At 73.5% G+C, this 13,307-nt stretch carries 14 protein-coding genes; 7 read left to right on the top strand and 7 right to left on the bottom strand.

Annotated features, from left to right (window positions below; all coding sequences use genetic code 11):
• Positions 1 to 98: 98 nt before the first annotated feature.
• From ACFVIU_RS20370 to ACFVIU_RS20385, 4 genes are all read right to left on the bottom strand, one after another.
• Positions 99 to 773 (bottom strand): response regulator, encoded by a 675-nt coding sequence (locus ACFVIU_RS20370; RefSeq protein ID WP_385844057.1) that lies wholly within the window; start codon positions 771 to 773, stop codon positions 99 to 101.
• Complete coding sequence (locus tag ACFVIU_RS20375; protein ID WP_385844058.1) at positions 770 to 2,011, bottom strand: sensor histidine kinase; 1,242 nt, start codon at positions 2,009 to 2,011, stop codon at positions 770 to 772. The genes ACFVIU_RS20370 and ACFVIU_RS20375 overlap by 4 nt, the downstream gene beginning before the upstream one ends.
• A gap of 64 nt (positions 2,012 to 2,075) precedes the next feature.
• Positions 2,076 to 2,354: a hypothetical protein gene (locus tag ACFVIU_RS20380; protein ID WP_385844059.1), complete on the bottom strand. Its 279-nt coding sequence runs from the start codon at positions 2,352 to 2,354 to the stop codon at positions 2,076 to 2,078.
• Positions 2,355 to 2,376: 22 nt separating this feature from the next.
• The gene (locus ACFVIU_RS20385) at positions 2,377 to 3,168 is read right to left on the bottom strand and encodes a PspA/IM30 family protein (RefSeq protein ID WP_385844060.1); all 792 of its coding nucleotides are present in this window, start codon (positions 3,166 to 3,168) and stop codon (positions 2,377 to 2,379) included.
• Positions 3,169 to 3,471: 303 nt separating this feature from the next.
• Here ACFVIU_RS20385 and ACFVIU_RS20390 point away from each other — a divergent pair, with 303 nt between their 5' ends.
• The 3 genes from ACFVIU_RS20390 to ACFVIU_RS20400 all read left to right on the top strand — a co-directional run bounded on the left by ACFVIU_RS20390 (position 3,472) and on the right by ACFVIU_RS20400 (position 6,004).
• Positions 3,472 to 4,098: a DUF3043 domain-containing protein gene (locus ACFVIU_RS20390; protein ID WP_385844062.1), complete on the top strand. Its 627-nt coding sequence runs from the start codon at positions 3,472 to 3,474 to the stop codon at positions 4,096 to 4,098.
• Between the two features lie 83 nt (positions 4,099 to 4,181).
• Positions 4,182 to 4,883, top strand: coding sequence for a class I SAM-dependent methyltransferase (locus tag ACFVIU_RS20395; protein WP_385844063.1), 702 nt, complete (start codon positions 4,182 to 4,184; stop codon positions 4,881 to 4,883).
• A gap of 56 nt (positions 4,884 to 4,939) precedes the next feature.
• A complete protein-coding gene (locus ACFVIU_RS20400) occupies positions 4,940 to 6,004 on the top strand; it encodes a S1C family serine protease (RefSeq protein ID WP_385844064.1) in 1,065 nt (354 codons plus the stop codon).
• Between the two features lie 56 nt (positions 6,005 to 6,060).
• Here ACFVIU_RS20400 and ACFVIU_RS20405 read toward each other — a convergent pair whose 3' ends face one another.
• Complete coding sequence (locus ACFVIU_RS20405) at positions 6,061 to 6,270, bottom strand: hypothetical protein (protein ID WP_385844065.1); 210 nt, start codon at positions 6,268 to 6,270, stop codon at positions 6,061 to 6,063.
• Between the two features lie 77 nt (positions 6,271 to 6,347).
• Here ACFVIU_RS20405 and ACFVIU_RS20410 point away from each other — a divergent pair, with 77 nt between their 5' ends.
• Positions 6,348 to 7,550: a bifunctional adenosylcobinamide kinase/adenosylcobinamide-phosphate guanylyltransferase gene (locus tag ACFVIU_RS20410; protein WP_385844067.1), complete on the top strand. Its 1,203-nt coding sequence runs from the start codon at positions 6,348 to 6,350 to the stop codon at positions 7,548 to 7,550.
• Positions 7,551 to 7,576: 26 nt separating this feature from the next.
• On the opposite strand, the gene ACFVIU_RS20415 is transcribed toward ACFVIU_RS20410, so the two are convergent.
• On the bottom strand, positions 7,577 to 8,584 hold the full coding sequence (locus tag ACFVIU_RS20415) for a class I SAM-dependent methyltransferase (RefSeq protein WP_385844069.1): 1,008 nt from the start codon (positions 8,582 to 8,584) through the stop codon (positions 7,577 to 7,579).
• A gap of 133 nt (positions 8,585 to 8,717) precedes the next feature.
• Between ACFVIU_RS20415 and cobT the strand changes: the two genes are divergently transcribed.
• The 3 genes from cobT to ACFVIU_RS20430 all read left to right on the top strand — a co-directional run bounded on the left by cobT (position 8,718) and on the right by ACFVIU_RS20430 (position 12,565).
• Positions 8,718 to 9,821: a nicotinate-nucleotide--dimethylbenzimidazole phosphoribosyltransferase gene (gene cobT, locus ACFVIU_RS20420; RefSeq protein WP_385844070.1), complete on the top strand. Its 1,104-nt coding sequence runs from the start codon at positions 8,718 to 8,720 to the stop codon at positions 9,819 to 9,821.
• A 110-nt stretch (positions 9,822 to 9,931) separates the two neighbouring features.
• Positions 9,932 to 11,728, top strand: coding sequence for a phosphatidylglycerol lysyltransferase domain-containing protein (locus tag ACFVIU_RS20425; RefSeq protein ID WP_385844071.1), 1,797 nt, complete (start codon positions 9,932 to 9,934; stop codon positions 11,726 to 11,728).
• A gap of 24 nt (positions 11,729 to 11,752) precedes the next feature.
• Positions 11,753 to 12,565 carry a hypothetical protein gene (locus ACFVIU_RS20430; RefSeq protein WP_385844073.1) on the top strand — a complete coding sequence of 271 codons (813 nt, stop codon included), beginning with the start codon at positions 11,753 to 11,755 and terminating at the stop codon, positions 12,563 to 12,565.
• Here ACFVIU_RS20430 and ACFVIU_RS20435 read toward each other — a convergent pair.
• Positions 12,505 to 13,269: a hypothetical protein gene (locus tag ACFVIU_RS20435; RefSeq protein ID WP_385844075.1), complete on the bottom strand. Its 765-nt coding sequence runs from the start codon at positions 13,267 to 13,269 to the stop codon at positions 12,505 to 12,507. The genes ACFVIU_RS20430 and ACFVIU_RS20435 overlap by 61 nt on opposite strands.
• Between the last annotated feature and the right edge of the window lie 38 nt (positions 13,270 to 13,307).

The following is a 13,307-nucleotide window of genomic DNA, read 5'->3' on the forward strand; positions in this document are numbered from 1 at the left end:
CCTCACCACCCTGAGCCATGGCCAGGGGCCGTTCCGTAGGCCCCAGGTCCCGTTCCTTATGCCATCTCTACTCCGCGCGCAGTACACGCGGGTGGAGATCAGTCCATCCTCGGGCGCACCAGCCCGGACTCGTAGGCGATCACCACGAGCTGCGCCCGGTCCCGCGCGCCGAGCTTGGCCATGGCGCGGTTGACGTGCGTCTTCACGGTCAGCGGGCTGACCTGGAGCCGCTCGGCGATCTCGTCGTTGGAGTGGCCGCCGGCGACCTGCACCAGCACCTCCCGCTCCCGGCCGGTGAGCGCGCCCAGCCGCGCGGAGCGGGCGGGGTCGCGGTCGTCGTCGCCCTGGGCCAGGAAGCGGGCGATCAGCCCCTTGGTGGCGGCCGGGGAGAGCAGCGCCTCGCCGCCCGCCGCGACCCGGATGGCGTTCAGCAGCTCCTCCGGTTCGCTGCCCTTGCCGAGGAAGCCGGAGGCGCCGGCCCGCAGCGCCTGGACGACGTAGTCGTCCACCTCGAAGGTGGTCAGGATGACCACGTGGACCTGGGCCAGCTCGGGGTCGGCGCTGATCATCCGGGTGGCGGCGAGTCCGTCGGTGCCGGGCATCCGGATGTCCATGAGGACGACGTCGGGGGCGTACTCCTTGGCGAGCCGGACCGCCTCTGCGCCCTCGCAGGCCTCCCCCACCACCTCCATGTCGGGCTCGGAGTCGACCAGCACCCGGAACGCGCTGCGCAGCAGTGCCTGGTCGTCGGCGAGCAGGACACGGATCGTCATGCGGGCTCCCCCTGGGCCGTCGTACGCGCGTCGGCGGTGCGCGTGTCGGTTGCGAGGGGCAGGATCGCATGGACGCGGAAGCCGCCGCCGTAGCGGGGCCCGGTGGTCAGCCTGCCGCCGAGGGCCCCGACCCGCTCGCGCATCCCGAGCAGCCCGTGCCCTCCTCCGTCCTGCGGTACGGCCGCCTCCCCGGCTCCGTCGTCCAACACGCTGACCTCGATGGCCGACCCGACGCGTACGACGCTGACCTCCGCCCTGGCGCCCGGCCCGGCGTGCTTGCGGGCGTTCGTCAGGGCTTCCTGGACGATCCGGTAGACGGCCAGGTCGACGGCGGCCGGCAGGTCCCCGGTCCGGTCCGGAAGGGCCACCTCCACCGGCAGGCCCGCGCTGCGGAAGGTGCCGGCCAGCTCCTCCAGGCGGTCGAGGCCGGGGGCGGGCTCGGTCGGGGCCTCGGGATCACCGGACTGGCGCAGCAGGCCCACGGTCGCCCGCAGCTCGTTCAGCGCGCTGCGGCTGGCCTCGCGGACATGGGCGAGGGCCTCCTTGGCCTGGTCGGGCCGCTTGTCCATGACATGGGCGGCGACACCGGCCTGCACATTCACCAGGGCGATGTGATGGGCGACCACGTCGTGCAGATCGCGGGCGATGCGCAGCCGCTCCTCGGCGACCCGGCGGCGGGCCTCCTCCTCACGGGTGCGCTCGGCGCGTTCCGCCCGCTCCCGCATGGCCTGGACGACCGCGCGGCGGCTGCGGACGGCGTCCCCGGCGGTGGCGCCGATGCCGGTCCAGGCGAGGACGCCCAGGTTCTCCTGCGCGTACCAGGGCAGCGGGCCGCCGAGCATGGCGGCGGCCGTCAGCACGGTGGTGGTGAGCAGGCCGATGCGCAGGGTGGTGGTGCGGTCGGTGGCCGAGGCGACGGTGTACAGGGCGATGACGGCGGACATCCCGACCGGGGCGCGCGGGTCGCCGGTGACGAACTCGACGAGGGAAAAGGCGCCGGTGAGGGCGAGGACCAGCATGGGGGCGCGGCGGCGGAAGACCAGGGCCGCGGCGCCGAGCAGCATCAGCAGCAGGCTGAGCGGGTCGGGGGTGCGGACGCCCCAGGTCACCCCGTGCGGTCCCTGGGGCACCACGAAGGAGCCCGCGATCATGCAGGCCAGGACGCCTGCGGCGAGGGCCGCGTCCAGGGCCAGGGGGTGGGCCCTGAGGCGGCAGCGGGCGCGGTCGAGAGTGCTCACGGTGTGAACAGTACGGCGGCGGTCGAGGCTCCCTTGTCCGTCACCTTTCCCGGCACCCGGGGGGTCAGCCGGGGATCAGGCCGTCGTCGCTCAGCAGGTCGCGGACCTGCTCCAGGCTCGCGTCCGCCGACGGCAGGATGAGGTCCGACGGTTCCAGCGCGTCGTCCGGCAGCGGGACGCCCAGCCGGTGGACCGCGGACAGGAGGGCGTCGAGGGTGCGGCGGAAGCCGGCCTCGTCGCCGCTCTCCATCTCGGCCAGCAGCTCGTCGTCCAGCTGGTTCAGCTCGGCCAGGTGGGCGTCGTCCACGCTCACCTGGCCCTCCCCCATGATCCTTACGATCACGTCGGCCTCCTCGGCGTGACCCCTACTGCTTGTCGAAGCGCGGGGTGTCCTGCGGCTGCTGCTGGGACTGTCCCTGACCGGTGCCGCCCTCGATGGCCTGCTGCGGCGCGCCGCCGGCCAGCTCGGCCTTCATGCGCTGAAGTTCCAGCTCTACATCACTACCACCGGAGATCCGGTCCAGCTCGGCGGCGATGTCGTCCTTGGCCATGCCGGTCGGGTCGTCCAGGGCACCGGAGGCGAGCAGCTCGTCGATGGCGCCGGCCCGGGCCTGCATCTGCTGCGTCTTGTCCTCGGCGCGCTGGATGGCGAGCCCGACGTCGCCCATCTCCTCGGAGATGCCGGAGAAGGCCTCGCCGATCCGGGTCTGCGCCTGGGCGGCGGTGTAGGTGGCCTTGATGGTCTCCTTCTTCGTACGGAAGGCGTCCACCTTGGCCTGGAGCCGCTGGGCCGCCAGGGTGAGCTTCTCCTCCTCGCCCTGGAGGGTCGCGTGCTGCGTCTGGAGGTCCGTCACCTGCTGCTGGAGGGCGGCACGCCGGGACAGCGCCTCGCGGGCCAGGTCCTCCCGGCCCAGCGCGAGCGCCTTGCGGCCCTGGTCCTCCAGCTTGGAGGACTGCTGCTGCAACTGGTTGAGCTGGAGTTCCAGGCGCTTGCGGGAGGTCGCCACGTCGGCGACGCCGCGGCGGACCTTCTGGAGCAGCTCCAGCTGCTTCTGGTACGAGTAATCGAGGGTCTCGCGCGGGTCCTCGGCCCGGTCAAGGGCCTTGTTCGCCTTCGCGCGGAAGATCATCCCCATACGCTTCATGACACCGCTCATGGGCTTCGCGCGCCCCCTTCTGACGGACTCCAGCTCACAGATCCAGCGACAGAACCCACAGTACGGGCCCTGCCTCCATTACCGCACTGTCCGGGGGCTGATGCGCTCATCCCCGAGAACGACTGCGGACGGCACCGCTCCGGCCTGAGGAGTAGGTGGCCCCTCAGATCCTCCTCCGGGTCCCCGGATCTTCCGACCCCGGTTCGGTCCCGGTTGTGTCCCGGTTCTGTCCCTTCCCGAGGCCCGCGCGCACGCCGGTACGCGTCCGGTGTTGCCGGATCGTTCCCCGAAGGGCTGGGGTCCATGCCCGGGAAGCCCGTACCCTTGGGTTTTGTGTTCCGTAGCCGTGCCAAGGAAGAGAAGGCGCCCGCCGACAAGGCCGTGGTGACCGACTCCAAGCAGCCCCGTGACCCGCAGGCCCCGAAGGGCCGGCCCACGCCCAAGCGCAGTGAGGCCCAGTCCCAGCGCCGAAGCGTGGCCCATACGCCGACGACCCGCAAGGAGGCAGCGCAGCGCAACCGCGAGGAGCGCCGGCAGGCGCTGGAGCGGCAGCGCCAGGCGCTCGCCGGCGGCGACGAGCGGTATCTGCCGGTCCGGGACAAGGGCCCGGTCCGCAAGTTCGCCCGGAACTGGGTGGACTCCCGGTTCAACGTGGCGGAGTTCTTCCTGCCGCTCGCCGTGGTGATCCTCGTGCTGAGCATCGTGAAGGTGCCCGCGATCCAGTCCGTGGCACTGCTGCTGTGGCTGGTGGTGATCGTGCTGATCGTGCTCGACGCGGCGTTCAGCGGCTTCCGGCTGAAGAAGCGGCTCAAGGAGCGCTTCCCGGACGAGAACACCCGCGGCGCGGTCGCCTACGCCCTGCTCCGCTCCCTCCAGATGCGCCGGCTCCGGCTGCCGAAGCCGCAGGTCAAGCGCGGAGAGCGGCCCTGAGCGCAGAGGCTTTCACCGGGGGCGCGGCCAAGGCCTGGCTGCACAAGCTGGGCGGCCTGCGCGATGTCGTACGGCAGGAGCTGGTGGCCCGCCAGCTGGACGAGCAGATAGCCGGGCGGTTCCCGGTCGGGCAGCGGCTGCGGGTGCTCGACGTCGGGATGGGCCAGGGCACGCAGGCGCTGCGGCTGGCCCGGCTCGGCCACCAGGTGACCGGGGTCGAGCGGGAGCCGGCGATGATCGCCGCCGCGCGCGAGGCGCTGGCCGCCGAGCCGGAGGGCATCCGGGCGCGGGTCCGGCTGGTGCAGGGCGACGGGCGGGACACCGGTGTGCACTTCCTGCCAGGCAGCTTCGACGTGGTGCTCTGCCACGGCGTACTGATGTACGTCGAGGAGCCCGACCCGCTGGTGGCGGGGCTGGCGCGGATGCTGGCCCCCGGCGGGCTCCTCTCCCTGCTGGTCCGCAACGGCGACGCGCTGGCGATGCGCCCGGGCCTGTCCGGCGACTGGGCGGGGGCGCTGGCCGCCTTCGACACCACCGCCTACAGCAACCGTCTGGGCCTGGACGCCCGGGCCGACCGGCTGTCCACGCTCACCGCGACGCTCGCCGGGATCGCGGCCCCGCTGCACGCCTGGTACGGCGTGCGCGTCTTCACGGACACGGCCGCGGACGGCACACAGATCCCGGACGACCTCGAGACCCTGCTGGCCGTCGAGGAACGCGCGGGCCGCACGGACCCCTACCGCCGGGTGGCGGCACTGCTGCATCTGTGCGGCGTACGGGGCTAGATCCGTTCGGGGCAACAGCGCGGGCTTCGTGATCACCGGGCGGTGAGACTCGGGGCATGGATGCTTTCCGTACCGGTGTGCTGCGGGCCGTGGTGGTGCTGGCGTGCTGCGCGGGCCTCGCCACCGGCTGCCAGCGCCCCTCGGCCGAGGCGGGCCAGGATCCGCCGGCGGCCACCCGGGCGGCCGTGCCGATGGCCGTGGGTGATCTCCAGAGCCAGTACCAGAAGGTCATCCGGGAGGTCCTGCCGTCGGTCGTGCAGATCCGGGCGGGCAACCGGCTGGGCTCCGGGGTGGTGTACGACGGCAGGGGACACATCGTCACCAACGCGCATGTGGTCGGCTCCGCGAAGGCGTTCACGGTGACCACGGCCAGCACCGAGGAGCCGCTCACCGCGCGCCTGGTCTCCTCCTACCCCGAGCAGGATCTGGCCGTGATCAAGCTGGACCGGGCGCCGGCCGGGCTGAGACCGGCGGTGCTCGGCGACTCCGACAAGGTCGAGATGGGCCAGATCGTGCTGGCCATGGGCTCGCCGCTGGGGCTGTCCTCCAGCGTGACCCAGGGCATCGTCTCGGCGACCGGACGGACCGTCAGCGAGGGCAGCGACGGCGGGGGTACGGGCGCCACGATCCCGAACATGGTGCAGACCTCGGCGGCCATCAACCCCGGCAACAGCGGGGGCGCCCTGGTGAACCTGGACGGGCAGGTCATCGGCATTCCCACGCTCGCCGCGGCCGACCCGGCGCTGGGCGGCAGCGCGGCGCCCGGCATCGGGTTCGCGATCCCGGCGTCGATGGTGCGGACGGTCGCCGGACAGATCGTCGACAAGGGCAGGGTCGTCGACTCCGGGCGGGCCGCGCTCGGCGTCACCGTGCGGACGGTGGTGGACGTCCGCTACCAGCCGGCCGGGGTGGCGGTGGTCACCGCCAAGAGGGGTGACGCGGCCGACCGGGCGGGGCTGCGGCCCGGGGACATCATCACCAGGCTGGGCGACCAGCCCGTCACCACCGTCACCTCCCTGTCGGAGGCGCTGGCCGCGGACCGGCCCGGGCAGCGCACGACGGTGACCTATCTGCGGGGCAGCGGCGAGAAGACGGTGCGGGTGACGCTGGGCGAGCAGTGAGGAGGGGTACGGCGCTCTCCCCCCACCGCTCGCCACCGGGCCGCCCGGCCGGGCTGCTAGGCGTCGGCGTGCAGGCTCATCGGCCCGTAGATCTCGCTGTTCTCCTCGTACAGCCGCACCTGGTCCGCGCCGCCCTCGCAGAGCGCCTTCCAGTGCTCGCCGATCCAGGACTCGGCGTCCCCCTGGGTGGTGAACTCCTCGGGCTGCACCGCGGGCTGGACCTCCGTCCCGTCGGCCTTCTCGAACCGCCACGTCCATGCCGTCATATGGGCCTCCTCGTGATCCAACTCCTGGCAGCCTAGCCGGAAGCGCAAGACCTGCCAGGACAAGCGAAAATCGTCCCGTGGAAATCACTCTGCTCGGTACTGGTGCCCCGGCGGGACTGCCCCGGCCCGACTGTCCCTGCGCCGCCTGCGCACGCGCGCTGGGGCCCGACGCGCGGGCGGCGACCGCCGTGCTGGTGGACGGGGCGCTGCTGCTGGATCTGACGCCGGGGGCGGCGTTCGCGGCGGCGCGTGCCGGGCACTCGCTGGGCGGGGTGCGGCAGGTGCTGCTGTCGCATCCGCACGACGGCCCCGCAGTCGAGGTGCCGGCCGGGCTGCCGCAGCCCGGACGGGTGCCGGACGGCCGGGAGTTGGCGCTGCTGACGGGGCATCGGGTGCGCGCCGTGGCGATGGACGCGGGCGGCACCGGGTACGCGGTGACCGGGCCGGACGGGCAGCGGCTGCTGTATCTGCCGCCGGGCGGGGCGCCGGCCGGGCTGGAGGAGGCGCGGGCGGAGCCGTACGAGATGGTCCTCGCGGACGTGGTGGGGCGCCCGGACGCGCTGGCCCGGCTGCGGGCGGTGGGCTCGGTGGGCCCGACGACGGATGTGCTCGCCGTGCATGTCGGCCACGACGTGCCGCCCGGCCCGGAGCTGCGGCGGCGGCTGGCGGCGGCCGGGGCGCGGGCGGTGCCGGACGGTACGACGCTGGTGGTCGGGGCGTACGAGGACGTGCCGGACGTGCCGCGGCGCACGCTGGTGCTGGGCGGGGCGCGGTCGGGGAAGTCGGTGGAGGCCGAGCGGCGGCTGGAGGCCTTCCCGGACGTGCTGTACGTGGCGACCGGTGGGACGCGGGGCGGGGACACCGAGTGGGCGGCGCGGGTGGCGGCGCACCGGGAGCGGCGGCCGGGGTCGTGGCGTACGGCGGAGACGACGGATCTGGTGCCGCTGCTGGGCGAGGAGGGGCCGCCGCTGCTGATCGACTGCCTGTCGCTGTGGCTGACGGATGTCATGGACTCCGTGGGCGCGTGGGACGACGCGGAGTGGGCGGGCGGGGGTGAGAAGGCGCTGCGGGAGCGGGTGCGGGAGTTGGCGTCGGCGGTGCGGGGGGCGCGGCGGACGGTGGTGGCCGTGTCGAACGAGGTGGGCTCGGGGATCGTACCGGCGACGGCGTCGGGGCGGAGGTACCGGGACGAACTGGGGCGGCTGAACGCGGCGTTCGGGGCGGAGTGCGAGCACGTCGTGCTGGTGGTCGCCGGGCAGGCTGTGGTGCTGCGGGGCTGAGAGGTCGCCGCGCGGCTGTGGCGGGCTCAGTTCTTGCGGGCCAGGATGCGGTAGGAGTTGGCGAAGGGGGTGTGGCGGAGGAGGGGGGCGAGGGTGTGGTCGAGGATTGAGGCCAGGCCGATGAGGGGGGTTGCCGTCGCCCGGAGTGCGGGGTGGGCGTGGGCCAGGGAGAGGGAGACGGCGGCCGCGAGGTCGTAGGGGAGGTGGGGTGCGCTGCGGTGGGTGGACAGGACCGTGCAGCCCCGCTCGGTCAGTTCCGCGCAGAGGTTGCGGAGCGGGATCAGATGCAGATGGCGGGGCTGGCCGTACGGCAGCCACCGGCGGCCGAGCAGCGGCGCGAACGCGCAGCGCGGGTCGGGGACCTCGATGAGCAGATGGCCGCCGGGGCGCAGGGCGCCCAAGGCCGCGCGGAGTTCGGCGCGCGGGTCCGGGGTGTGCTCCAGGTGGTGGAACATGCTGACGACGTCGTAGCGGGCGCGCAGCCGGGCGAGCAGCTCCGGTGTGGTGAGTTCGCCCTGGTGCGCCTCCTCTACGCGTTCCTCCAGCAGGGCCTTGGCCACCCGGTGGGTCGGGTCGTGGCCGTCGAAGGAGGTGTACGGGAAGACCTCCTTCGCCGTCTCGGGGAAGGAGCCGTACCCCGTGCCCACGTCCAGCCAGCTCTCCGGCTCGGCCAGCGGCAGCACCGCGCGGGCCACGGCCCGGTGCCGGCGGCGCACCGCCCGGGGGGACAGGACCCGTTCGGCGAAGTCCTCCAGCCGGCCCTCGTGGAAGTCCCGGTGGTGCAGGGCGAGGCCCTCCGCGGTGAGCCGGGGGTTCTGGAAGACGTGGCCGCAGTCGCGGCACTCGTCCACGGCGCAGCTCTGCGGGCCGTGCCGCCTCTCGGCCGCCGCGCGCACCCGGGTGCGCAGGGACCGCGAGCCGCACCAGGGGCAGTCCTCGCGGCGCGGTGCGTGGCAGGGGTCGGCGGACCGGGGCAGGCTCTGCGGTGGGGTGTTCGACGTCGGTACGGACGGCACGGACGGCACGGTCGGCATGGGCGGCTCCCTGAGCGACATTCCGCTGCAAACCGGAACGTATGGGATACCGGTGGTGGGTGCAACGACGTCGCCGGAGTGTGGTGGCGATGTGGCACGGAAGCGTTTGTTCTCTGGCGGTACTGTTCGGCGAATGAGCAGGCTTAATCTGGACGACTTCACCGATCTGATCGAGCGCCCGGACGGGGGCGTGCGCCGTGACGCCGAGACCTGGCGGGAGCGCCGGATCGTGCCGCCCGGCGCGCTGGGGCGCCTCGACGAGCTGGGCGAGTGGCTGGCCGCCGCGCAGAGTGCCGTACCGGTACGGCCCATCGAGCGGCCCCGGGTGGTGCTCTTCGCCGGTGACCACGGGATCGCCGGGCTGGGCGTCTCGGCGCGGCCGGCGGGCAGCGCCGAGCAGCTGGTGCGGGCGGTGCTGGAGGGCGCGAGCCCGGTGTCCGTGCTCGCGCGGCGGCAGGACGTGCCGGTGCGGGTCGTGGACATGGCTCTGGACTGCGCGCCGGACGCCTTCCCGGAGGAGGTCGTACGGCACCGGGTGCGGCGCGGCAGCGGCCGTATCGACATCGAGGACGCGCTCACCCTGGACGAGGCCGAGGCGGCGCTGCGGGCGGGGGTCGCCGTCGCCGACGAGGAGGCCGACTCGGGTACGGACCTGGTGGTGCTCGGCGATGTCAGCGTGGGCGGCACCACGGCCGCGGCGGTGCTGATCGCCGCGCTGTGCGGGACCGACGCGTCGGTGGTGACCGGGCGCGGCGGGCTCGCGATCGACGACCTGGCGTGGATGCGCAAGTGCGCCGCGATCCGGGACGCGCTGCGCCGGGCGCGGCCGGTGCTCGGGGACCAGATGCAGCTGCTGGCGACCGTGGGCGGGGCGGACCTCGCGGCGATGACCGGGTTCCTGTTGCAGTGCGCGGTGCGCAAGCTGCCGGTGGTGCTGGACGGGGTGGTGGCCGCGGCGTGCGCGCTGGTCGCGCAGCGAGTGGCGTTCCGGGCGCCGGACTGGTGGCTGGCCGGGCACGACAGCGGGGAGCCGGGGCAGGCCAAGGCGCTGGACCGGATGGCCCTGGAGCCGCTGCTGGAGCAGGGCGTGAAGGTCGGCGAGGGAGTCGGCGGGCTGCTGGCGCTGCCGCTGGTGCGGGCCGCCGCGGCGCTGGCCGCGGAGCTGCCCGAGAAGCCGGACGCCGAGAAGCCCGAGGCCGCGGAGGCGCCGGAGGCGGACGAGTTGGCGGAGGAGTAGCCCGGTCGCGGAGCCGGTTCGGCAACACGGGGTTCGGCGGTGAGCCGTTGTGGTCGCCGTGGGCCGAAAAGGTGCGGTTCACCGGAGCAACGCCCATATGATCCTTCCCCATGGGAGATGCCCGAATTGCCGTTCCGCAGCGAGCCGAACCGGGGCGCTCGAGTGAGGAGGGGCGGCGGTCCACCGGGGCCTCCCGGCGGGCCGCCGCCCTCGCCGTCTGGTATCTGCGGACCGTCGCCTTCATCAACTTCCTCAGCGCGGTGTGGGTCTCGCTCTACCAGGACGTGCGCCGGCACAACCAGGACGACTTCTTCACCCCCTACCTGCTGACGGCCGGCTTCGCCTCCGGTGTCTTCACCACGTTCCTCGCCATCACCATGCGGCGCCGCAAGCGGGCCGCGTGGATCCTCAACCTGGTGCTCAGCGGGGCCTTTCTGGCCCTGTTCGCGTTCGCCATGGCGTTCCCGGAGATCCGGCGGTACGCGCAGAACTGGGTGTCGCTGGCGCTGACGGCCGCGTTCACCGGGGCGCTGCTCGTCGGGCGGCGGGAGTTCTACGCCAAGGGCGACCGGTCCAACCCGCGGCTCGCCGCGACCGTGGCCGTCGGCGGCGGGCTCGCCGCGAGCCTGCTGGCCGGGCTGATCGTCACCGTCACCAACCGGGCGCCGGACGCGGGCCGTTCGACCTTCTGGGAGCGCTGGCACTACGGCACCCTGCGCCTGGTGTCGGTCACCGCCGACGAGAGCCGCTTCCCCGGCATCGCCCCGCCCAACTGGGCCAATGTCGCCGTCAACGTGCTCAGTACGGTCCTCGTCCTCGCGGTGTTCTACGCCGCGTTCCGCTCCCGGCGCGCCGTCGACCCGCTCACCGAGGACGACGAGAAGCAGCTGCGGGCCCTGCTGGACCGGCACGGCGAGCGGGACTCGCTGGGCTATTTCGCGCTGCGCCGGGAGAAGAGCGTCGTGTGGTCGCCGACCGGCAAGGCGGCCGTCGCCTACCGCGTCGTCGGCGGGGTCAGTCTGGCGTCCGGGGATCCGCTCGGTGATCCGGAGGCCTGGCCGGGGGCGATCGCCCCGTGGCTGGCACAGGCGCGGGCGCACGGCTGGATCCCCGCGGTGATGGGGGCAAGCGAGGAGGCCGGGACCGTCTACGCCCGGCACGGCCTGGACGCGCTCGAACTCGGTGACGAGGCGATCGTGGAGGTCGCCGACTTCACCCTGGAGGGGCGGGCGATGCGGACCGTCCGGCAGGCGTACAACCGGGTGAAGCGGGTGGGCTACCGGGTGCGCATCCGGCGGCACGCGGACATCCCGGCGGACGAGATGGCGTACCTCCTGGAGCGCGCGGACGACTGGCGGGACGGCGCCACCGAGCGCGGGTTCAGCATGGCGCTGGGCCGGCTCGGCGATCCCGAGGACGGGCAGTGCGTGATGCTGGAGTGCACGGACGCCGAGGGGCGGCTGCGGGCGCTGCTGTCCTTCGTGCCGTGGGGGCCGCACGGGCTGTCCCTGGACCTGATGCGGCGCGACCGGGACTCCGACAACGGGCTGATGGAGTTCATGGTCATCGAACTGCTGCGGCGGGCCGACGAGATCGGGATCACTCAGGTCTCACTCAACTTCGCGATGTTCCGGTCGGTCTTCGAACGTGGCGCGCGCCTCGGTGCCGGTCCGGTGCTGAGGCTGTGGCGCTCGCTGCTCAGCTTCTTCTCCCGCTGGTGGCAGATCGAGTCGCTGTACCGCGCCAACGCCAAGTACCGGCCCATCTGGGAACCGCGGTTCCTGCTCTTCGAGAAGAGCGCGGACCTGCTGCGCATCGGCCTCGCGGCGGCCCGCGCGGAGGGGTTCCTGGAGGCGCCGGGGCTGCCCAAGTGGCTGCATCGCAGGCATCTGGGGTCGCGCAGATGACCGTACGGGGATGAGGAACGCTTGATGGGAACGCTCGCCCGCTGGGCCCGTACCGAGTGGGGGCTGCTGTACGTCACCGTGCGCGAGCCCCTGGTGAAGCGGCGCCTGCGGGTGATGCCGATGACCCTGTCGGCGGTGGCCCTGACCGCCTTGCTCCAGTGGGTGCAGAACCAGCCGTGGGGATACCAGCCGGTGCAGGACTTCGGGGCCGTGCAGGCCGAGGACCCGCTGTGGCTGGCCCTGCTGCGCACTCCGCTGTCCCTGTTCGTGCCCGCGCTGGACCTGCCGGTGTGGGGCGCGCTGGCGCAGATCCTCTTCGTGTTCGGGATCGCCGAGGTGTGCATCGGCTGGTGGCGGACGCTGACCATCGCCTATGTCGCCACGCTCGCCGGGACGCTGTACGCGCGCATCGGCATCGGGCTCGGCGCGCACGCCCCGTTCGGGCTGCCCTGGACGGACGCGGAGGTGGTGGACACCGGTCCGTCGGCGGCGGTGGTGGGGCTCGCCGTGTTCGTGGGCTGGCGGTACGGCGCCTATGTCACGACGGGCGCGGTGACCGCGGCGATGGTGGTGGAGGTGCTGGTCAAGGAGAACCTGGCCGGCAAGGAGCATCTGGCGGCGCTGATGGCCGTGGGGCTGCTCTGCCTGGTGGCGGCGGTGCGGCACCGGCAGCGGCCCCGGTTCCGGCCGGCCCGTCGGCCGGGGCAGGGGCACCGGCGGTGGCAGCGGCTGCGGCACCGGCTGCGCGGGGGCGGCCGGCGCCTGCTCCGGGAGGCTCAGCGGCGGCCGGGCAGCCGGGCCGGGCGCGGGTCGGGTCTGCCGCCGATCCAGTCCTGAAGGGCGCGGCGCGGGCCGGACCAGCGGCGGTCGTGGTGGTAGGCACGCAGCGCGGCCTTGGCACGGGCGCGGGGCCGGCGGCCGTAGAAGCGGCGGGCCCACGGGGAGCCGGGGCGGGCCAGCCGTACGGCCCCGACGAGCGCGACCAGCGGCACGATCACGCCGATCACCGCCATCCGCGCCTTGCCCTTGCTCAGGGCCAGCAGCGACAGGAGGAAGTTCCCGGCGATGTTGAGGATGACCGTGCCGCGGTCGGTCAGCTCCTGCTGTGTCAGGTCGTTGACGCCGAAGGGGGAGAATCCGGCCAGCAGCAGTCCGACGAGGGCGCCGGTGAGGACGACGACCTCGACGCTCTTGCGGCCCTCCTCGGTCCAGTAGACGTCGTCCAGGTGCACGATCAGCGCGAACTCGTCCAGCACCAGCCCGACGCCCATGCCGAAGACGACGGCGGCGACGGCCGCGCCCGCGCCGTGCCGGTCGCTGGCGACGGCGCCGAAGCCGCCCACGACGGTGAGGAGCACCCCGGGGACGACGTGGTGGATGTGCAGCCCGCCCGCGCTGACATTGCCGAAGGGGCCCTTCCCGGCCCGGATCAGCCGGGTGATGATGCGGGTGACCAGAAAGGTCAGCACGAAGGCGGCAAGGGCGAGCAGCAGCGGAAGCTTGCCCGGTTCCACGATGTTCCGCACCCACCAGTGCCCCATGTGCGCACTTTATCCCCAGCGCCTGCCGGAGGCTCCGC

The sequence above is a fragment of the Streptomyces sp. NPDC127190 genome (assembly GCF_042672505.1).
Lineage (GTDB): Bacteria > Actinomycetota > Actinomycetes > Streptomycetales > Streptomycetaceae > Streptomyces.